Genomic DNA, 19,464 nt, shown 5'->3' with positions numbered 1-19,464 from the left:
ATGCTTCCGGCTTGCCTGTGTGCCGCTGAATGGCGATGGCGGACGCTATGATGCAAGCGGAATCGGCATATTTTTCGTATCATGGCGGCCGGATGGACGCGGCGCGGCGGCTGTATCCGCACGCGCCGCTGCCGTGGCTGGACCTGTCGACTGGTATCAATCCGCTTCCCTGGAAGCCGGATGCGGGACTAACCATAGATCACGCGTCGTTGCCCGACCGCCAGGCGCTCGCCGAACTGGAGGCGGCGGCAGCGGCGCATTTCGGCGTTGCGGCGGAGCGCGTTGCGGCACTTCCGGGAAGCGAAATGGGGTTGAGGATGTTGCCTGTGCTTGGCTTGCCGCAGCCGCTATGCGCGGTCACGCCGGGCTATGGCACGCAGGGGGAGGTTGCGGCGCGGCGGGTGCCGTACGGCGCAGTGAAGGAAGCGGCGCGAAGCGGCGGGACGCTGCTGCTCGCCAATCCGAACAACCCCGACGGGCGGGTATGCGACGTAGCGCGAATGCTGTCGTTCTCCCGCGCCAAGGCAAGCGCCGGGGGGTGGCTGATTGTCGATGAAGCATTTGCCGATGCGCAGCCGGGCATCAGCATATTGTCGCATCTGACCGACGCCGCGCCGGTTATCGTCTTACGCTCATTCGGCAAGTTTTTCGGCCTTGCCGGGCTGCGGCTGGGGTTCGTGGTGGCACCGCCCGCCATCCTTGCGCGGGTGCGTGCGATGACCGGCGACTGGCCCGTTTCTGCCGAAGCAATCGCATGGGGCACCGCCGCCTATCGCGATGCGCGCTGGATCGCAGCCACCCGGCAGCGGCTTGTGAGCGATGCGGATGCGCTGGATATGCTGCTCGCGCGCCATGGCATGACGGTGCGCGGCGAATGCCCGCTGTTCCGGCTGGCGGAACATCCCGCCGCGAGCGACGGGCTGTTCGACAAGCTGGCGCGGCGCGGCATTCTGGTGCGTCCGTTCACCTGCCACCCGCACTGGTTGCGCTTCGGTCTGCCACCCGACGCAGCAGGTTTTGCGCGATTGGAAGCGGCGCTTGCCGATGATTAGGCCGGTCGCGGTTATTGCGCTGGTGCTCGATGCGACGATCGGCTGGCCTGCGCCGCTGTATCGGCTGGTGGGACATCCGGTAGGCGGCTTTGCGCGCTTCATCAGCTGGTGCGAACGGCACGGCAACCGGCCGCAGCGAAGCTTCGCCCGGCGCAGGGCGGCAGGCATCGTTACGGTGGTCGCGCTCCTCAGCATCGCCATCGCGGCGGGGTTGGCGATCGAGACGCTGGTCTATGCGCTGTTCGGCCGTTGGGGCTGGGTTGCGGCTTCGCTCTTCGCCTGGCCCGGCCTTGCCCAGCGCAGCCTGTACGACCATGTTCGCCCGGTCTGGCGAGCGCTGGCGAGCGACGATATCGACGGCGCGCGAATTGCCGTGTCGCGGATCGTCGGCCGCGATGTCGCGGCGCTTGATCGCGCTGGCATCGCGCGCGCCGCGATCGAAAGCCTGGCCGAAAGTTTCTGCGATGGCGTGGTCGCGCCGCTGGCATGGCTCCTTTTCGCAGGGCTGCCGGGGCTTTGGGCATATAAGGCGATCAACACTGCCGACAGCCTGATCGGCCATTATGAGGAACCGTGGCGCGCCTTTGGCTGGGCTGCGGCGCGGTGCGACGACCTTTTCAACCTGGTCCCCGCCCGGGTTGCCGGGGTGGTGTTGTGCATCGCTGCGCCCGGAGGGTGGCGCGTGATGCTGCGCGATCACGCCCGCCATGCATCGCCCAATGCCGGATGGCCGGAAGCGGCGATGGCGGGCGCGCTGGGCGTCGCGCTCACCGGGCCGATCGCCTATGACGGCGTAGCGAATGACAAGCCGTGGATCGGTGGAGAGGGCCGCAGCGCAGGGGCGGGCGATCTGAAGCGAGCGCTTGCCGTCTATGTTCGCGCCTGTGCGCTGTTATGGGCGATTGCGGGGGGAATCATATGGGCGCTTTGATGTTTCAGGGCACCGGTTCCGATGTCGGCAAATCGGTGCTGGTCGCCGGGATATGCCGTGCGCTCGCCAATCGCGGCCTGAGCGTGCGTCCGTTCAAACCGCAGAATATGAGCAACAACGCCGCCGTTACCGCCGATGGCGGAGAAATCGGCCGTGCGCAGGCGACTCAGGCAATCGCGTGTCGCGTGCCCCCCGACGTGGATATGAACCCCGTGCTGTTGAAGCCGCAGGGAGATCGCACGTCGCAACTGGTGGTGCATGGCCGGGTTCGCGGCACGCTTGGCTCGGCGAATTGGCGCGAGGGGCGGCGGGAACTGATGACGGCGGTGCTGCAAAGCTATCGCGCGCTTGCCGAACAGGCCGATATCGTGGTGGTCGAAGGGGCGGGATCTCCGGCGGAAATCAACCTGCGTGCGGGCGACATCGCCAATATGGGGTTCGCGCGCGCTGCGCAGGTCCCGGTCGTTCTGATCGGCGATATCGACCGCGGCGGCGTGATCGCATCGCTGGTCGGCACCCATGCGGTAATCGCGCCGGACGATGCGGCGATGATCCGCGGTTTCGTAATCAACAAGTTTCGCGGCGATCCCGCGTTGTTCGCGGACGGAATGGCCGCAATCGTTCAGCGTACCGGCTGGGCGGCGCTGGGCATGCTTCCCTGGCTGCCGCCCGCCCGGCGATTGCCCAGCGAGGATGCGGTGATATTGGAGCGCACTCATAGCGCTGCATCGGACCGGATCGTAATTGCCTGCCCGGTGACGCCGCGCATCGCCAATTTCGATGATCTTGATCCGCTGCGGCTGGAACCGGCGATCGATGTGGTGATGGTGCCGCCGGGCGAGGCGATCCCCGATGCGGCAATGATCATTCTTGCCGGATCGAAGACAATCATCGCCGATATGCGCTTCATCCGTGCGCAAGGGTGGGATGTCGATATCCTGGCGCATGTGCGCAAGCGCCGCCCGGTGCTTGGCCTGTGCGGCGGATATCAGATGCTGGGCCGGCAAATCGCCGATCCTGACGGGGTGGAGGGGCCAGCGGGCGAGGTCGCCGGGCTGGGGCTGCTCGATGTGGAAACGGTGCTGACCGGCGACAAGACGCTGCGCCAGGTGCGCGGCGTTGCGCTGGGGGCGGCGTTCAGCGGCTATGAAATCCATCTTGGTCGGACCACCGGCTGCGATGCCGACCGGCCGCTGGGGCAGCTGTCCGGCGGTGGCGCCGATGGCGCGATGCGCGCGGACGGCCTGGTCGCGGGAAGCTATATTCACGGCTTGCTGGGCGAAGCGGCGCAGCGCGCGGCATGGCTGTCGCGGATCGGCGCGGATGCGACGGGGCCGGACCATGCCGCCGATATCGATTGTGCTCTGGATGAAATCGCCGCGGCGATCGAAAAGCATCTCGATCTCGACGCGATGCTGGCGATCGCGCGCGGCGCGGCATAGGCGCGCGCGCTTCGCGGCTGTTTCAATCCATGCCGCTTTTGGCTTAGGGATGCGCAATCGTGCGACGAGGAGACGAGAATCGATGACCAACGAACGCCTCAGCCCGGATGACGGCGACCTGTACGATGACGAGGACAATCTATCGGTCCCCGACGATGTGGCAGAGGCGGTGCGTACGCTGATCCGGTGGACCGGCGACGATCCGACGCGCGAAGGACTGGTCGATACGCCCAAACGCGTTGCGCGTGCGTGGCGCGAATATTGTCAGGGCTATGCCGAGGATCCCGCCCACCATCTTTCGCGCGTGTTCGAGGAAGTAGGCGGATATGACGAGATCGTCCTGCTGAAGGATATTCCGTTTCAGTCGCATTGCGAACACCATATGGCGCCGATCACGGGCAAGGCGCATATCGCCTATCTTCCGGAGAACCGGGTGGTAGGCATTTCGAAACTGGCGCGGGTGCTGCACGCGTTCGCCCGGCGGCTTCAGGTGCAGGAGCGGCTGACGGCGGAGGTCGCCGATTGCATATGGGAGCATTTGCAGCCGCGCGGCGTGGCGGTGGTGATCGACGCCACCCATGGCTGCATGACCGCACGCGGCGTGCGCACGCCCGGCGTCACCATGACGACCAGCCGGATGATGGGCGTGTTTCGCGACGATCCGCGCAGCCGTGCCGAAGTATTGAAACTGATGGGCTATTAAAGCCGCTCTAAGCGAGGCGGGCGGGCGCGATACGGCTGCTGCCGTCCCGCGCCCTGACCGATCGATCAGACGCGCGTTGCGTTGGCGGCGGACAATACCGCGCGCACGCTGGCGGTTGCCACATCCTCATCGATACCCACGCCCCAATGGGTGCGCCCGTCGGGCCCGGTAGCCTCTACATAAGCGGCGGCGCGGGCATTCGAGCCCTGACCGATGGCGTGCTCAGCATAGCTTTGCACTTCCAGTTCGACGCCTTCGGCATCGTGAAGCGCGCCGAGTACCGAGGAGATCAGCCCGTTGCCGCGACCGCTGATGCTGTTTTGCGTTCCGTCGACCTCAATCGTGCCGGTGAAGATGCGATCGCCATTAGGTGCGCGGCGTTCGTCCCATGCGACCAGTTCGATCGGCTGTCCGTCCTCCAACCGATAGGTCGCACGAAACGCGTCCCAGATATCGGCGGCGTTAAGTTCGCGACTGCTCTGATCAGCGAGCGCCTGAACATGCCGGCTGAAATGCGCCTGAAGCCGTTTGGGCAGTTTCAGCCCCTGATCCTGTTGCAGCACCCAGGCGACGCCGCCCTTGCCGCTTTGAGAATTGACGCGGATGACCGCTTCGTAATCGCGTCCCAGATCCTTCGGATCGATCGGCAGATAGGGAACGTCCCAGATTTCGTCGTTGCGCGCTTCCTGAGCGGCAAAGCCCTTCTTGATCGCGTCCTGATGGCTTCCCGAAAAGGCGGTGAACACCAGACCGCCGGCATAGGGATGGCGCGGATGAACGGGCAGGTTGTTGCAATAGGTGACGGTGCCGATCACCCGATCGATGTCGGAGAAATCTAGCCCCGGATCAACGCCTTGCGTGTACATGTTCAGCGCAAGTGTTACCAGATCGACATTCCCGGTGCGTTCGCCATTGCCGAACAGGCAGCCCTCGACCCGGTCGGCGCCGGCAAGAAGTCCCAGTTCGGACGCAGCGACCCCGGTGCCGCGATCATTATGGGTATGAAGCGAGACCACGACGCTGTCGCGATTGCGGATATGCCGACAGAAATATTCGATCTGGTCGGCATAGATATTGGGCGTCGCCGCCTCCACCGTGGCGGGAAGATTCAGGATCAACGGCGCTTCGGGGGTAGGGCGCAGTATGTCCATCACCGCCTCGCAAACCTCGATCGAAAAATCGAGTTCGGCGGTGGAGAAGGTTTCGGGCGAATATTCGAACTGCCAGTCGGTATCGGGCTGCGCCGCCGCGCCGTCGCGCAAAAGTTTCGCGCCGGCCACGGCCACTTCGCGAACCTCTTCGCGGCTCATGTCGAACACGATCCGGCGCCATGCGGGGGAAACGGCGTTGTAGAGATGCACGATCGCGGTGCGCGCGCCGCGCAGCGATTCGAAGCTCTTTTCAATCAGGTCGCGGCGCGACTGGGTGAGTACCTGCACCGTCACGTCGTCGGGGATGCGGTCCGACCGGACGAGTCCCGAGATGAAGTCGAATTCGGTCGCTCCGGCCGACGGGAAACCGACTTCGATCTCCTTAAGGCCCACTTCGACCAGCAGATCGAAAAAGCGGTTCTTCTTTTCCGCGTTCATCGGATCGATCAGCGCCTGGTTGCCATCGCGCATATCGGTGGAAAGCCAGCGCGGCGGCTGGGTGATGGTTCGGCCCGGCCATTGTCGGTCGGCCAAATCGACCTGCGGAAACGGGCGGTACTTAACGGCGGGATCGCGCAGCATGATGATCTCTCACTTGAAGAAGCGGCCGCGTGCGATGCGGCGCTGAAACGGACGATATATTCGGCAAGTCACCCCTTAGGTACGGCGCGCAAAGGCGCTCGCCCTAAGGGCGAATAAGTCGCAGGCCGAATAGCGTCCCGGTAATCATCATGCGCCGTTCATTGCCGATTTGATGCTTTTTGTCCAGCCAGTGCGTACGTCGTGGCGTGAATAGCTTGTTAAACCCCTGGCAAGTAAAGCGGATAATGCGCCGTCAGGAAGGTTTTCGCATGTTGCAGTTCATTTATATCAGCACCGCCACAGCCCCGGTGACGCGATCGATGGTCGAACGGATTCTGGCCCGGTCGCGCCAGAATAACGAACGGGATGCGTTGACCGGCCTGCTTTACAGCGATGGCAAGCGGTTCATGCAGGTGCTGGAGGGGGAGGCGAGCGTCGTCGAACGCACCGTTGCGCGGATCGGAAAGGATTCACGCCATCGCGGCATCGTCCGGCTTTCGGAGCGCATGATCGAAACGCGCGAATTCGGCGACTGGGCGATGGCGCATCATTCGCACGGCGAGGATGCGAAAGCATTTGTCGAGGAAGTCGGCAGGCGCGTCGCCAATGCATCGCCTGCCGTGCGGGGCACATTCGAAGGGCTTGCGGCCCATCGCTCCGCCGCCTGACGCGTGCGCCAGGCGGTTCGCGGGGGATTTACTGCTTTTCGAACGCTGCGTGAATGGTCAGCATGGTTTCGTCCGAAACCAGCGGTACATATTTGTCGATTCCGAATTGCGAGCGCTGAATCATCGCGCGGCCGGTAAAGCCGAGGCTTGCCTTCTTGCTCATCGGATTCATCGCCGCACCGTAGAATTTTGCGGCGATCGTGATCGGCTTCGTCACGCCGTGCAGGGTCAGATCACCGGTGATCCGGGCGGTCGCGGCACCGGTCTTTTCGACCTTGGTCGCGTGGAATTTCGCCGTCGGATATTGTTCGGCGTCGAACCAGTCGGCGCTTTTCAGTTCACCGGTCAGCTTGTCGCTGGTGGTCTGGATGCTGGCGAGCGGGATGGTCACGTCCAGCTTCGTCGCGGAAAGATTCGCCGGATCGATCGTCATGCTGCCGCTCGCGCCCGACAGCGTTCCTGAAAAGGGCGAAATACCCATATGGCTGATGGTGAAATCGACCTGGGTATGGCCCGGTTCGACCGTATAGGCACCCGCCGCGATATCGGCCGCCGATCCCTTGCCCGAAAGCTCTGTCGGCATGGTCTGGGCAAGCGCGGGTGCGGCGGTGAGTGCCAGCGTCAGGGCAAGAAGGGTGCGGCGCATTCGCGTGTCTCCCGAAAATATGAAACCGGGCGGCACCGTATCCGGCGCCGCCCGGCTTTCAAACGCCAAAAGGCGAAACGATGTGTTGACGCATGCGCGCGATCAGTTCTTGTCCTTGTCGACCAGCTTGTTCGCGCCGATCCACGGCATCATCGCGCGCAGTTCGCTGCCGACCTTTTCGATGTCGTGTGCGGCGGCCGCCTTGCGGCTTGCCTTCAGTTCGGGCTGGCCGGCGCGGTTGTCGAGCACGAAATTCTTCACGAACCGGCCGCCCTGAATATCGGCGAGCACGCGCTTCATCTCCGCCTTGGTTTCGTCGGTGACGATGCGCGGGCCGGTGGTGATGTCGCCATATTCCGCCGTGTTCGAGATCGAATAGCGCATATTGGCGATGCCGCCTTCATACATCAGGTCGACGATGAGCTTCACTTCGTGCAGGCATTCGAAATAGGCCATTTCGGGGGCATACCCCGCCTCGACCAGCGTTTCGAACCCGGCGGTGATGAGGTGGGTGAGGCCGCCGCACAGCACCGCCTGTTCGCCGAACAGGTCGGTTTCGCATTCTTCGCGGAAATTGGTTTCGATAATGCCCGAACGGCCGCCACCGATGGCGCTGGCATAGGCAAGGCTGATGTCGTGCGCATTGCCGGTCGCGTCCTGATCGATCGCGATCAGGCAGGGGACACCGCCGCCGCGGACATATTCGCTGCGTACCGTGTGGCCCGGCCCCTTGGGCGCGATCATGATGACGTCGATATTGTCGGGCGTTTCGATGAGGCCGAAATGGATGTTCAGGCCATGCGCGAAAGCGATCGCGGTTCCGGGGCGGATATTATCGCGGATATCGGCGTCCCAGATCGCGGCCTGATGTTCGTCGGGCGCGAGCATCATGATGATATCCGCCCAGGCAGCGGCTTCCGCGCCGGTCATTACCTGAAACCCGGCCTCTTCGGCCTTTTTGCGTGTCGACGAACCCTTGCGAAGCCCGATCGCAACGTCCTTCACACCCGAATCGCGCAGATTCTGGGCATGGGCATGGCCCTGGCTGCCATAGCCGATGATGGCGATCTTCTTGCCGGTGATCAGGTTCAGATCGGCGTCACGATCATAATAGACACGCATTTTGGTTCAGTCCCTTTCGTTTATACTCCGGCGAAGGCCGGGGCAGGGCGGCTGGAAATGCCCTGTTGGCTATGGATTCCGGTCTGCGCCGGGATACGGATGGAATTACGCGTTGTGGTCAGGCCGCCTCTTTCCCGCGGGCGATGGCGACGATGCCGGTTCGCGCGACTTCGATCAGGCCGACCTCGCGCATCAGTTCGACGAACTTGTCGATCTTTTCGCTGCCGCCGGTCACTTCGAACACGAAACTTTCGATCGTCGCATCGACGACGCGCGCGCGATAGACATCGGCAAGGCGCAGCGCCTCGATCCGGTGCTCCCCCTTTCCGGCGACCTTCACCAGCGCGAGTTCGCGTTCGACATGTTCGCCCAGCACGGTAAGATCGGTGACCTTGTGCACCGGGACCAGTCGCTCCAGCTGGGCGATGATCTGTTCCATGACGTGCGGGCTGGCAGTGGTGACGATGGTGATCCGGCTGACCAGATCGTCGGCGGAAATATCGGTCACCGTCAGCGATTCGATATTATAGCCGCGAGCGGTAAACATCCCCGCGATGCGCGCCAGAATGCCCGGTTCGTTGTCGACGATGACGGCAAGCGTATGCCGCTCGCGCTGTTCTTCCTTGATATGCATGTTCAGCTAATCCGTTCGTGTCGAGCGGCGTCGGGACACGTGGGCGGGGTGGTGCGCTTCTCGACTGCGCTCGAAGCGAACGGCATGGTGGAACGCGAAAGCATCACACCAGCGCCTTGGCTTCGTCGTCCATCGTGCCCGACACCTCGTTCGCCTGAAGCAGCATTTCTGTGTGCGCCGCGCCTGACGGGATCATCGGGAAGCAGTTGGCGAGTTTCGCCACGCGGCAATCGACCATCACCGGCCCGTCATGCGCAAGCATCGCGGCGATGCCGTCGTCCAGCTCGCCCGGCGCTTCGATGCGAATACCCTTCCAGCCATAGGCTTCGGCGAGTTTGACGAAGTCGGGCAGCGAGTTGCTGTAGCTTTCCGAATAGCGGCTGGAATAGGTCAGTTCCTGCCACTGGCGGACCATGCCCATATATTCGTTGTTGAGTATAAAGACCTTCACGGGCAGGCGATATTGCGCGGCGGTTGCCATCTCCTGAATATTCATCTGGATCGATGCTTCGCCCGCAATGTCGATGACCAGCGCGCCCGGATTGCCCAGTTGCGCGCCAATCGCGGCGGGCAGGCCGTACCCCATGGTGCCCAGCCCGCCCGACGTCAGCCATTTGTTCGGCGCTTCGAATCCGAAATGCTGCGCGGCCCACATCTGGTGCTGGCCGACCTCGGTCGAAACGATCGGCGCCTTGCCCTTCGTCGCTTCCCAAAGCGCGCGGATCGCCCGCTGCGGCATGATGGCGTCGGCGGTTTCGGGAAAGTCGAGGCAGCGAGTCTGACGCCATCCCTCGATCCGCCGCCACCATTCGCCCAGATCGGGCCTGGCAAGCTGGCGGCTTTTCCAGATGCGCACCATGTCTTCCAGCGCATGGCCGACATCGGCGATCACGGCCAGATCGACGCGGACATTCTTGTTCACGCTCGACCGGTCGATATCGATATGGATTTTCTTCGATTCCGGCGAAAAGGCATCAAGCCGCCCCGTCACCCGGTCATCGAACCGGGCACCAAGACACAGGATCAGGTCCGCCTTGTTCATCGCCATATTGGCTTCATAAGTGCCGTGCATGCCCAGCATGCCGAGCCATTGGTCGGACGAGGCGGGAAAGGCGCCAAGGCCCATCAGCGTCGACGTGACAGGGGCGCCGGTAATCCGCGCCAGATCGCGCAATATCTGCGACGCAGCCGGACCGGCGTTGATGACGCCGCCGCCGGTATAAAGGATCGGCCGTTCGGCCTCGGCCAGCATGTCGATGACCGTTTCGATCTGCGCCTTATCCGCTTTCAGTGCGGGGCGATAGGTCTTGTGCCGGATCGGGCCGGGGCGGGCGTATTTCGCGCTGGCAACCTGAACATCCTTAGGAATATCGACGACCACCGGGCCGGGGCGGCCCGACGTCGCTATGTGAAACGCCTCATGCACGACATTGCCGAGCTGATCGGGGTTCTTCACCAGGTAATTATGTTTGGTGCAGTGGCGCGTGATGCCGACGGTATCGGCCTCCTGAAACGCGTCGGTGCCGATCAGCGTCGTTGGAACCTGACCGGTGATGACGACCATGGGAATCGAATCCATCAGCGCGTCGGTGATGCCGGTCACGGCATTGGTCGCGCCCGGACCCGACGTTACCAGCACGACGCCGGGTTTTCCCGTCGCGCGGGCGTAACCTTCCGCCGCGTGCGTCGCGGCCTGTTCATGGCGCACCAGAATATGGCGGATGCGTGGATGCTGGAACAGCGCGTCATAGATGGGAAGCACCGCGCCGCCCGGATAGCCGAACACGACGTCCACGCCGAGATCGCACAGCGCCTCGACAAGGATATCGGCTCCACTCTTCTGGGTCATGCAATGCCTCCTGATCTTCGCACATGCAATATCATGGCTGGAGCGATGCGGCTAATGACATAAAAACTATGCGTCAACCCAAATCATAAAAATAATGTTTCAAATATTAGATGCAATTGGATTTTTTCTGTCTCGCTGACGCGTTGCCATGCCGGCGGCGGCTGATTGCGAAACCAGGTATATTGCCTCTTGGCATATTGGCGGGTGGCCGCCTGTGCGTCGCTGACCGCTTGGTCGCGGCTGATTTCGCCGGCTTGCCAGCCAAGTATCTGCGGCACGCCGATGGCTCGGCGCACAGGCGAGGTGTCGGGAATGTCCGCCCGGGCGGCCAGCGCAAGTGCTTCAGGCACCGCACCGTGATCGAGCATCGACACGAATCGCCGGTCGCAACGATCGGTCAGCCATGCCCGGTCGGGTAGCAGGACAAGCGGCATCAGCCGGATCGCATTCCCGATCCCGCCCGTCTTGGCGCGTTGCCAGTCCGCGAGCGGACGGCCTGTCGAACGCACCACTTCCAGCGCTCGCGCGATCCGCGTGGTGTCGGTCGGGCGCAGCCGCTGCGCGCTCGCAGGGTCGAGCGATTGCAGGTCGCGATAATTTTGCGCGACCGGACGGGCGCGGACTTCCGCTCGAACCTCCGCATCGATTTCGGGAACGGGTGCGATTCCCTCGATCAGCGTACGCATATACATGCCGGTTCCACCAACCAGTATCGGCAGGCGGTTGTTGGCGTGCGCGCTTGCGATCTCCGTCCTTGCTTCGCGCGCCCAGCGTGCGGCCGAATAGTTTTCGGCGCCGTCGACATGGCCGAACAGGCGGTGCGGGACTTGGGCTTCCTCTTCTGCGGACGGACGGGCGGACAGGATGCGAAGGTCGCGATAGACCTGCGCGCTGTCGGCGTTGATGACGGTTCCGCGATGCGCCTTTGCCAGCGCGATGGCGAGCGCGGACTTGCCGCTGGCGGTCGGCCCTGCGATGAGCGCCACGCGGGGCAGGGTGTCCGTCATTCGCTTGCCCCCGCCGCCGTGTCGATCAGCGGCGTAGATACGCGTATTTCAGTTTCAAAGCGCAAGAGGGTGTCGATGTTCATTGCAACGCTGATAGCAAAGGGAACGCTCGACGCGCCTGCTATTTCGAATGCGCAGGCGCGGCTGGCCAATACCGGCTGCCTGCCCGAAGGCTGGGGCTGGATCGACGAGGGGTACGCGGCCGACATCGCGTTCGGCGCGAAGCCCGATGCTGCGCGGCTGGCGCTGGAAGGCGCGTTTGAGGCGGTGGACGTTGTGGTTCAGCCGATCGCGGGGCGGGAAAAGAAACTGCTCGTCGCCGATATGGATTCGACGATGATCACCGTCGAATGCATCGACGAACTGGCCGACTATGCCGGGATCAAGGCGCAGATCGCCCAGGTCACGGAACGGGCGATGCGCGGTGAACTCGATTTTGCGCAGGCGCTGGACGAGCGGGTGGCGCTTCTGAAGGGGCTATCCGCCGATGCGATCGGGCAATGCCTGAATGAGCGGGTGACTCTCACCGACGGCGCGCGCGCGCTGGTGCGCACCATGGCCGCGCGCGGCGCGACGACGATCCTGGTTTCGGGCGGCTTTACCCATTTCGCCGAACCGGTGGGCGAAACGATCGGGTTCGACCGGGTGATCGCCAATCGCCTGTTGATTGAAGACGGCGCGCTGACTGGCCGGGTGGCGAAGCCGATCGTCGATTCTTCGACCAAAGAGGCGACACTGGTCGAGGCGCGGCGCGAATTGAGCCTGCCCGACGAGGCGACGCTGTGCGTCGGCGATGGCGCGAACGATCTCGACATGATCCGGCTGGCGGGACTGGGCGTCGCCTATCATGCAAAGCCGGTGGTGGCGGCTGCGGCGGGGGCGCGGATCGACCATAATGACCTGACCGCGCTGCTCTACGCGCAGGGCATCGCCCGCGCCGACTGGCAAGCATAACGGTTTAGTTTCGCACCGGGATGCAGGGGGTGACCTTTGCGCATGCCGCCTGCGCCTCTGCGCGAGAGGCATAGGGACCGACAATGACCTTGGTCAGGCGGCCTGCCTTTGCATAATGGACGTCGCGGGCAGGGAAACGGCTCTTCACCTGTTGCCACAGGCGCGGCGCGTTGCCGGGTTCGCCGAATGCGCCGAGCTGCACCGCCCAGCCGCCGGAAACGGGGGTAGATACGGGGGCGGGGCGGGCCGCCGGCTTCGCTTCGGGTTGCGGACCCGGTTCCGGCTTTGAACGCGGCGGCGGCGCAGCTTGCGCGCGCGGTGGGGTAGCGTCTGGTTGCCGGGGTGTGAGGCTGCCATAGCCATAGGCGTTGGAGGGCGGAAGATCGGTTTGCGCAACCGTTCCAGGCGGCGGGGCGGCGGGTGTCGTATCTTCGCCGCGACCGGCTATAGCGGAGGCTTCGCGCTCCGAAGCGATCGCCTGCTTTTCATAGTCGCGCGCCAGTTTCAGCCCCTTTTGCCGGTCGTCCAGCGAGACATAGCGCCCCATTTCGGTAAGCGTCTTCGATGCCTGGGGAAGCCCGGCGGCGGCCGCGCGCGACATCAGCGCATAGGCGCGTACCCAGTCCTTTTCGACATATTCGCCGTTGAAGTAGATCGTGCCGAGAACATATTGCGCGCGCGGTTCGCCGCGATCGGCGGATTGTTTGAGCCACGGCATCGCCGCCGTCGGATCACCATTTTCGAACAATGCCAGCCCGTAATTGTCCTGCGCCTCGCGATGGCCCTGAACCGCTGCCTTGTGATACCAGGACTGGGCGATGGTCAGGTCACGCGGAACGCCCCGGCCCAGCTTGTACGCCTGACCCAGGTTGAACTGCGCATCGGCGTCGCCGCGTTCGGCCGGGCCACGCCATTGCGCCACCGCGGCGGCGAAATCGCCGCGCGTCCATGCATCGACGCCATCCTTCACATCGGCGACGGCCGGCATCGCCGCGATCAGTGTGACGCATAGCGTTCCGACTGTTTTCCAATGGCCGTGCTTCATGCCTGTTTCCCGTCCGTCCCGAACCGCTTGTGGATAATGCGGGCTTAACCCTAGCGGCCAAAACTTTCATCTTGCCTAACTTGCGCAAAGCCCCCGCTGATTGGCGCGTTAACTAGTTCTTATTCGTCCGCGTGGCATGGCTTGCCCTGAAAATCGTCGCAAAATCTCAGGGGCAAGAATGCGCGTACTCGCGATGGCATCGCAAAAGGGCGGATCGGGAAAGACGACACTTTCCGGACATCTTGCCGTGCAAGCGGAGCGGGCCGGCCACGGCCCCGTCGTTTTGATCGACATCGATCCGCAAGGATCGCTTGCCGACTGGTGGAATGAGCGGCAGGTCGACGCCCCGGCATTTGCGCAGACGACGGTAGCGCGGCTCGCCAGCGATCTTGAGGTGCTGCGCCAGCAGGGTTTCCGCCTCGCCGTTATCGATACGCCGCCTGCCATCACCATGGCGATCCAGAGCGTTATCGCGGTGGCCGAACTGATCGTCGTCCCCACCCGGCCCAGTCCACACGACCTTCGCGCCGTCGGCGCCACGGTCGACCTGTGCGAGCGCGCGGGCAAGCCGCTGGTATTCGTGGTGAACGGCGCGACGCCAAAGGCGAAGATCACGTCCGAAGCAGCCGTCGCGCTGTCGCAGCACGGCACCGTTGCGCCGGTGACGCTGCACCATCGCACCGACTTCGCCGCGTCGATGATCGACGGGCGCACCGTGATGGAGATCGACCCCAGGGGCCGGTCGAGCGCCGAGGTCGAGACGCTGTGGACCTATATCGCCGATCGCATGGAAAAGAATTTCCGCCGCACCGTGTTCAGCACGCCCGCCGCGCCGAGCAGCTTCGGCATGGCGCGACCCGCCGCGGGCTTCGGTCGCAGAGTGGTGAGTTGAGTAATGACCCTTCCCAATCCAAAGCCGTTCGCATCGCTATCCTCCGGCCTGCTCGCCCGCAAGGGGCAAGCACGCCCCGCCATGCGGCCGCAGGGTTTTGTCGACATGAGTCCCGAATCGCTTGAGGATCTGGGGTGGAACGACATGGGCGACGTTGCGTCGTCGGCCGCTTCGGAACCGGTGCCAACAGGGCTTACGCCCGCGCCGATGCCACCCACAGAACCGGTCCAATCGCCTGCCGTCCTGCGCGATCGTGAGCGGCTGGCCGAGCGGTTTGAGCACGATAGCGAATCGATCGATCGCGCGCCGGACCAAACTCCACCCGTCGTCGAACCCGCAGCCGCGCCGTCGAGCGTCGAACATTCGATATCGCTCAACACCGCCAAACGCATTCGGCGCGAAACCGGGACGAAGCGGCGCAAGGCGGCCTTCACGCTTCGCCTCGATACCGACCGTCACCTGCGCCTGCGTCTCGCCTCGGCCATTCGCGGCGATTCCGCCCAGACGCTCGTGACCCGCGCGCTCGACCGATTTCTCGACGATCTGCCCGAAGTCGATGCGCTGGTTCGCCAGCTCGACGACGGGCGCGGTAATTGATTCGAAGAGGGAAAGTCATGAACACCCGAACCATGTTGAGCTTCGGTCTGTCCGCGCTGGTATTCGGCGGAACGATGGTCGGCTGCTCCGCGACCCACACAATGCTCGCCACCGCTGGCACGAGCGAGGGTAAGACTGCGGCGAAAGCGGCCGAATATGCACAAAAGGCGGACCGCATGATGACCAGGGGCAAATATGAAAAGGCGGTCGGTTATGCCGAACAGGCGGTTGCCTATGCCCCCCGCGATGCGGTCAACCGCGCGCTGCTGGGTCAGGCCTATCTGAAGGCGGGGCGCTTTGTTTCGGCGACGCAGGCGCTCAACGATACGCTGGTGCTCGATCCCGGCAATGGCCATGCGGCGCTCAGCCTTGCGCTGGCGCAGACCGCGACCGGCGACTGGGATGGCGCGCGCCACACGCTGGAAACAAACCGGGACGTGATCGCGCCGGGCGATCGCGGACTGGCACTTGCGCTGGCGGGCGATCCCAATGGCGCGATTTCAATTCTCAGCCAGGCCGCACGCGGTGCGACGGCAAGTCCCACCGCGCGGCAGAATCTCGCGCTTGCGCTCGCACTCGCCGGGCGTTGGAGAGAGGCGAAAGCGGTCGCTTCGATCGACGTCGCGCCGGGGGAACTCAATGACCGGATGATGGAATGGGCGGCATTCGCCAAACCCAAAAGCGCCTCCGATCAGGTGGCGGCGCTGCTCGGCGTGGTTCCGGTGGCCGATTCGGGGCAGCCTGTGCGACTGGCGCTGAAGGATAGTGATACGCAGCTTGCGGCGGTGACACCGGTCGATCCCGCGCAAGCGTCGAACCCTGCGCCCGCACCGGCACCGGCACCGGACGCCGATAGCGACGCGATGCTGGCCAAAGCGATGGAAACTCCCGCGGTTGCGCCAATGGCCCACCTTCCCGCCGAGAAGGGGCCTGCCATTTCCTTCGCGCCGCGCCGGGAAATCGTTCAGCAGCTTCCCGCCTCCTATCACGCCACAGCCCCGGCCGTGGCGCAGGCGGCATCGGTCGGGGCCAAACCGGAATCGGTGGCTTCCGCCCGAACGGCGCAGGCGCGTGAGCTTGCCGAGGGGAATTATTATGTTCAGCTTGGCGCCTATCGCAACGCCGCCGTCGCACATGACGCCTGGGGGCGGATCAAGGCGCGGCACCAGTCGGTCGCGGCGCTTACCCCGTCGGGCATGAACGCCACCGTGCACGGGCGCGATTTCTATCGCCTGTCGGTCGGGGGCTTCACGCGCGTCGATGCGGTGCGGCTGTGCGGCAAGGTGAAGTCGGCAGGCGGCCAGTGCTTCGTGCGCGCCGATGCCGGAGACCGGCTGGCCGCGTGGCTCGGCAACAAGGATATGCAGCTCGCCTCTCGCTGACCCACGAAAACCAGCGAAGGCTTCTCCCGAGGGGGCGTCAGCGGATGCGGGCGCCCCCTTTCCATAGCTGCACCACCTTGCCCTGCACCGGCAGGCCGTCAAAGGGGGTGTTTCCTGCCGATGCCGCCATCCGGTCCGCATCGATTCGCCACGGCGCATCCGCATCCACGACGATCAGGTCGGCCGGACTGCCCGGCGACAGCGTGCCGGTGTCCAGCCCCAATATCCGGCCCGGATTGGCCGACAGCAGCGCGAAAAGCCGGTCGAGCGTTACAAGTTCGTCGCGGACAAGGCCAAGGCCGAGTGCGAGCAGCGTTTCGGCCCCCGCCGATCCCGGCGCGGCATCGGCAAAGGGCAGGCGCTTTGCCTCCGGCCCGCGCGGATCATGGCCCGAACACAGGATATCGATGGTCCCATCGGCCAGCGCCGCGCGCGCCGCCTGCCGGTCGGTCTCGCTCCTCAGCGGCGGGGAGAGGCGGGCAAAGGTGCGAAAATCGCTGATATCGATATCGGACAGGTACAGATGCGCAGGCGTGATGCCGCAGGTGACGGCGATGCCGCGAGCCTTTGCCGCGCGAACCAGATCGAAGGATTTGGCCGTGGTAAGCTGACGGAAATGGATCGCCGCGCCGCTTTCCTCCGCCAGTGCGATGTCGCGGGCGACGGCAAGCGATTCGGCGATCGCTGGTGCTGCGGCCAGTCCCAGCCGGGTGGCCGTCTCCCCCTCGGTCGCGACCGCGCCGCCTGCAAGCCCGTCATCCTCGGCATGGACGATGACCGTCAGGCCGCAATCGCGCGCATAGCCGAGCACGCGGCGCATCACCCCCGAATCGGCGATCCAGCGCCGCCCGGTGGCGACCGCGCGCGCACCCGCTTCAGCCGCGATCGCCATTTCGGCAAGGTCTATACCCGCCAGTCCCTTGGTCGCCGCCGCGATCGGATGAACCCATAATTCGGGCTTGCCCATCGCGGCCGCGCGCTGAACGATGCCCGGATCATCGAGCACCGGCGATTGGTCGGGCATCAGGCCGACCCGGGCGATGCCGCCGCGGGCGCAGGCGGCCTCGTCAATCGCGAACACCCCCAGATCGACGATCGCGGGCGCGAGCAGCTTTCCGCCAAGGTCGATCGTGTCGCCGCCACCGCTGTCGGCGATCCGGTCGCCTGCGACATGCAGGTCGCCCTCGCGCATCCCGCCAGACGGGCAGACGAGGCGGGCATTGGTGAAGGTGACGGTCATGCCCAGCCCTCCACGCCGCGCGATTTGCGGGTCAGCACGTCGAGGCATGCCATGCGCACCGCGACGCCCATTTCGACCTGTTCGTTGATCGCCGATCGTTCGGGATCGTCGGCAACGCCGGATGCGATTTCGACGCCCCGGTTCATCGGGCCGGGATGCATCACCAGCGCATCGGGTTTCGCGCGTTCCAGCCGTTCGTGGGTGAGGCCGTAGCGAAGGTGATATTCGCGCGTCGAAGGGATGAAGGCACCCGACATGCGTTCGTTCTGAAGCCGCAGCATCATCACCACGTCCGCGCCCTCCAGCGCTTCGTCGAAATTGTGAAAGGCAGTGACGCCCATCGCCTCGATCGCGCCGGGCATCAGCGTCGACGGCGCGACCACGCGTACCTCCGCCGACAGCGCGGTCAGCGCCAGGATGTTCGATCGCGCGACCCGGCTGTGCATCAGGTCGCCGCAGATCACCACGCGCTGGCCGTGCACCGTTCCACGCCGCCGCCGGATCGTCAGCGCATCGAGCAGCGCCTGGGTGGGATGTTCGTGCCAGCCGTCGCCAGCGTTTAGCACGGGACAATCGACCTTGCTCGCGATCAGTTGCACCGCCCCCGAACTGGAATGGCGGATGACGATGACGTCGGCGCGCATCGCGTTCAGCGTAACCGCCGTGTCGATCAGCGTTTCGCCCTTTTTCACGCTCGATTGCGCGACCGCCATGTTCACCACATCGGCGCCCAGCCGCTTGCCCGCGATTTCGAACGAAAGCAGCGTGCGCGTGGAATTTTCGAAAAAGGCGTTGATTTGCGTGATACCGTCCAGCCGGTGGTCGCTCGGGCGGCGCGCGCGGTTCGATTCGGCCCATTTTTCGGCTTCATCGAGCAGGAATGTGATTTCATGCGGCTGCAGGCCGGCAATGCCGGTGAGGTGCCGGTGCGGAAAGGCTTCGCTGCCGTTCAGAACGGCAGCGGGGCTGTGATCGGATGCTGACATTAAAGCGGCTCGCTACCCCTGAGCGGGCGGGGTGGCAAGGGGCGGGGCGCGCTAAAACCGCGCTGCGACCAGACTGTCGATCGCGCCCTGCAGGATATAGGCGGCGGCGGCGTTATCCACCTTTTCGCTTCGTTTCGCGCGTGAGGTGTCTTGCGCGATCATCGCGCGTTCCACCGCTGCGGTCGACCAGCGTTCGTCCCATAGCAGGATGGCAAGGCCCAGATCGTCGAGATTGCGGGCAAAGGCGCGAACCGACTGGGTGCGCGGCGAATCGCTGCCGTCCATGTTGAGCGGCAGGCCGATGACGAGCCCCTTCACCATTTGTTTGGCGACCATATCGGCCAGCGCGGCCTTGTCCTTGGTGAATTTGGTGCGGCGGATAAGCGTTGCGGGCGTAGCGAAGCTCCATCCCGCATCGCAAAGCGCGGTGCCGATCGTCTTTGTCCCGACGTCGAGGCCGAGCAGGCGGCCGCCCTCCGGCAAAGTGGCGCGATATTCGGCGGTGGCGGCGGTGATCATGTCGCCCGATTACGCATCGACGGCGCCCCATGTCGATAGGGCAGTGAAAAGGGGCGGGCCTT

General features: G+C 64.4%; 19 protein-coding genes. 9 read left to right on the top strand and 10 right to left on the bottom strand.

What is annotated here, in order from left to right; translation table 11 throughout:
- Positions 1–47 precede the first annotated feature (47 nt).
- From KY084_RS01760 to folE, 4 genes are all read left to right on the top strand, one after another.
- Entirely contained in the window at positions 48–1,052 is a 1,005-nt protein-coding gene (locus KY084_RS01760; protein ID WP_246586767.1) for an aminotransferase class I/II-fold pyridoxal phosphate-dependent enzyme, read from the top strand.
- Positions 1,045–1,983: an adenosylcobinamide-phosphate synthase CbiB gene (gene cbiB, locus KY084_RS01755; protein ID WP_219236785.1), complete on the top strand. Its 939-nt coding sequence runs from the start codon at positions 1,045–1,047 to the stop codon at positions 1,981–1,983. The genes KY084_RS01760 and cbiB overlap by 8 nt, the downstream gene beginning before the upstream one ends.
- Positions 1,971–3,425 (top strand): cobyric acid synthase, encoded by a 1,455-nt coding sequence (locus tag KY084_RS01750; protein WP_219236689.1) that lies wholly within the window; start codon positions 1,971–1,973, stop codon positions 3,423–3,425. The genes cbiB and KY084_RS01750 overlap by 13 nt, the downstream gene beginning before the upstream one ends.
- A gap of 82 nt (positions 3,426–3,507) precedes the next feature.
- Positions 3,508–4,128 carry a GTP cyclohydrolase I FolE gene (folE, locus tag KY084_RS01745; protein WP_219236688.1) on the top strand — a complete coding sequence of 207 codons (621 nt, stop codon included), beginning with the start codon at positions 3,508–3,510 and terminating at the stop codon, positions 4,126–4,128.
- Between the two features lie 65 nt (positions 4,129–4,193).
- On the opposite strand, the gene leuA is transcribed toward folE, so the two are convergent.
- A complete protein-coding gene (leuA, locus tag KY084_RS01740; protein WP_219236687.1) occupies positions 4,194–5,861 on the bottom strand; it encodes a 2-isopropylmalate synthase in 1,668 nt (555 codons plus the stop codon).
- 269 nt (positions 5,862–6,130) lie between these two features.
- On the opposite strand from leuA, the gene KY084_RS01735 reads away from it, so the two are divergent.
- The gene (locus KY084_RS01735) at positions 6,131–6,529 is read left to right on the top strand and encodes a BLUF domain-containing protein (protein WP_219236686.1); all 399 of its coding nucleotides are present in this window, start codon (positions 6,131–6,133) and stop codon (positions 6,527–6,529) included.
- Between the two features lie 28 nt (positions 6,530–6,557).
- Here the strand turns inward: KY084_RS01735 and KY084_RS01730 are convergent, their stop codons facing one another.
- The 5 genes from KY084_RS01730 to miaA all read right to left on the bottom strand — a co-directional run bounded on the left by KY084_RS01730 (position 6,558) and on the right by miaA (position 11,787).
- Positions 6,558–7,175: a YceI family protein gene (locus tag KY084_RS01730; RefSeq protein WP_219236685.1), complete on the bottom strand. Its 618-nt coding sequence runs from the start codon at positions 7,173–7,175 to the stop codon at positions 6,558–6,560.
- A gap of 102 nt (positions 7,176–7,277) precedes the next feature.
- On the bottom strand, positions 7,278–8,297 hold the full coding sequence (gene ilvC / locus KY084_RS01725) for a ketol-acid reductoisomerase (RefSeq protein WP_219236684.1): 1,020 nt from the start codon (positions 8,295–8,297) through the stop codon (positions 7,278–7,280).
- 118 nt (positions 8,298–8,415) lie between these two features.
- Entirely contained in the window at positions 8,416–8,931 is a 516-nt protein-coding gene (gene ilvN / locus KY084_RS01720) for an acetolactate synthase small subunit (protein ID WP_219236683.1), read from the bottom strand.
- Between the two features lie 103 nt (positions 8,932–9,034).
- A complete protein-coding gene (locus KY084_RS01715) occupies positions 9,035–10,780 on the bottom strand; it encodes an acetolactate synthase 3 large subunit (protein ID WP_219236682.1) in 1,746 nt (581 codons plus the stop codon).
- 83 nt (positions 10,781–10,863) lie between these two features.
- Positions 10,864–11,787: a tRNA (adenosine(37)-N6)-dimethylallyltransferase MiaA gene (gene miaA, locus KY084_RS01710; protein ID WP_219236681.1), complete on the bottom strand. Its 924-nt coding sequence runs from the start codon at positions 11,785–11,787 to the stop codon at positions 10,864–10,866.
- A gap of 75 nt (positions 11,788–11,862) precedes the next feature.
- Here miaA and serB point away from each other — a divergent pair, with 75 nt between their 5' ends.
- A complete protein-coding gene (gene serB, locus KY084_RS01705) occupies positions 11,863–12,741 on the top strand; it encodes a phosphoserine phosphatase SerB (RefSeq protein WP_219236784.1) in 879 nt (292 codons plus the stop codon).
- Positions 12,742–12,745: 4 nt separating this feature from the next.
- Here the strand turns inward: serB and KY084_RS01700 are convergent, their stop codons facing one another.
- Positions 12,746–13,786 (bottom strand): SPOR domain-containing protein, encoded by a 1,041-nt coding sequence (locus tag KY084_RS01700; RefSeq protein ID WP_219236680.1) that lies wholly within the window; start codon positions 13,784–13,786, stop codon positions 12,746–12,748.
- A gap of 178 nt (positions 13,787–13,964) precedes the next feature.
- Here KY084_RS01700 and KY084_RS01695 point away from each other — a divergent pair, with 178 nt between their 5' ends.
- The 3 genes from KY084_RS01695 to KY084_RS01685 are packed head-to-tail and all read left to right on the top strand — an operon-like array spanning position 13,965 to position 16,657.
- The gene (locus KY084_RS01695; protein WP_219236679.1) at positions 13,965–14,678 is read left to right on the top strand and encodes a ParA family protein; all 714 of its coding nucleotides are present in this window, start codon (positions 13,965–13,967) and stop codon (positions 14,676–14,678) included.
- 3 nt (positions 14,679–14,681) lie between these two features.
- Positions 14,682–15,275, top strand: coding sequence for a hypothetical protein (locus KY084_RS01690; protein ID WP_219236678.1), 594 nt, complete (start codon positions 14,682–14,684; stop codon positions 15,273–15,275).
- 17 nt (positions 15,276–15,292) lie between these two features.
- Entirely contained in the window at positions 15,293–16,657 is a 1,365-nt protein-coding gene (locus KY084_RS01685; RefSeq protein WP_219236677.1) for an SPOR domain-containing protein, read from the top strand.
- Positions 16,658–16,694: 37 nt separating this feature from the next.
- Here KY084_RS01685 and KY084_RS01680 read toward each other — a convergent pair whose 3' ends face one another.
- The 3 genes from KY084_RS01680 to ruvX are packed head-to-tail and all read right to left on the bottom strand — an operon-like array spanning position 16,695 to position 19,402.
- Positions 16,695–17,897: a dihydroorotase gene (locus KY084_RS01680; RefSeq protein WP_219236676.1), complete on the bottom strand. Its 1,203-nt coding sequence runs from the start codon at positions 17,895–17,897 to the stop codon at positions 16,695–16,697.
- Complete coding sequence (locus tag KY084_RS01675; RefSeq protein ID WP_219236675.1) at positions 17,894–18,883, bottom strand: aspartate carbamoyltransferase catalytic subunit; 990 nt, start codon at positions 18,881–18,883, stop codon at positions 17,894–17,896. The genes KY084_RS01680 and KY084_RS01675 overlap by 4 nt, the downstream gene beginning before the upstream one ends.
- A 51-nt stretch (positions 18,884–18,934) precedes the next feature.
- Positions 18,935–19,402: a Holliday junction resolvase RuvX gene (ruvX, locus tag KY084_RS01670; RefSeq protein WP_219236674.1), complete on the bottom strand. Its 468-nt coding sequence runs from the start codon at positions 19,400–19,402 to the stop codon at positions 18,935–18,937.
- Positions 19,403–19,464 lie beyond the last annotated feature (62 nt).

Source organism: Stakelama flava (assembly GCF_019351405.1).
In the GTDB taxonomy this organism is placed as follows: Bacteria; Pseudomonadota; Alphaproteobacteria; order Sphingomonadales; family Sphingomonadaceae; genus Sphingomonas; species Sphingomonas flava_A.
Note: the sequence above shows the minus strand (reverse complement) of the source record. Positions and strands in the feature narration are given on the sequence as shown.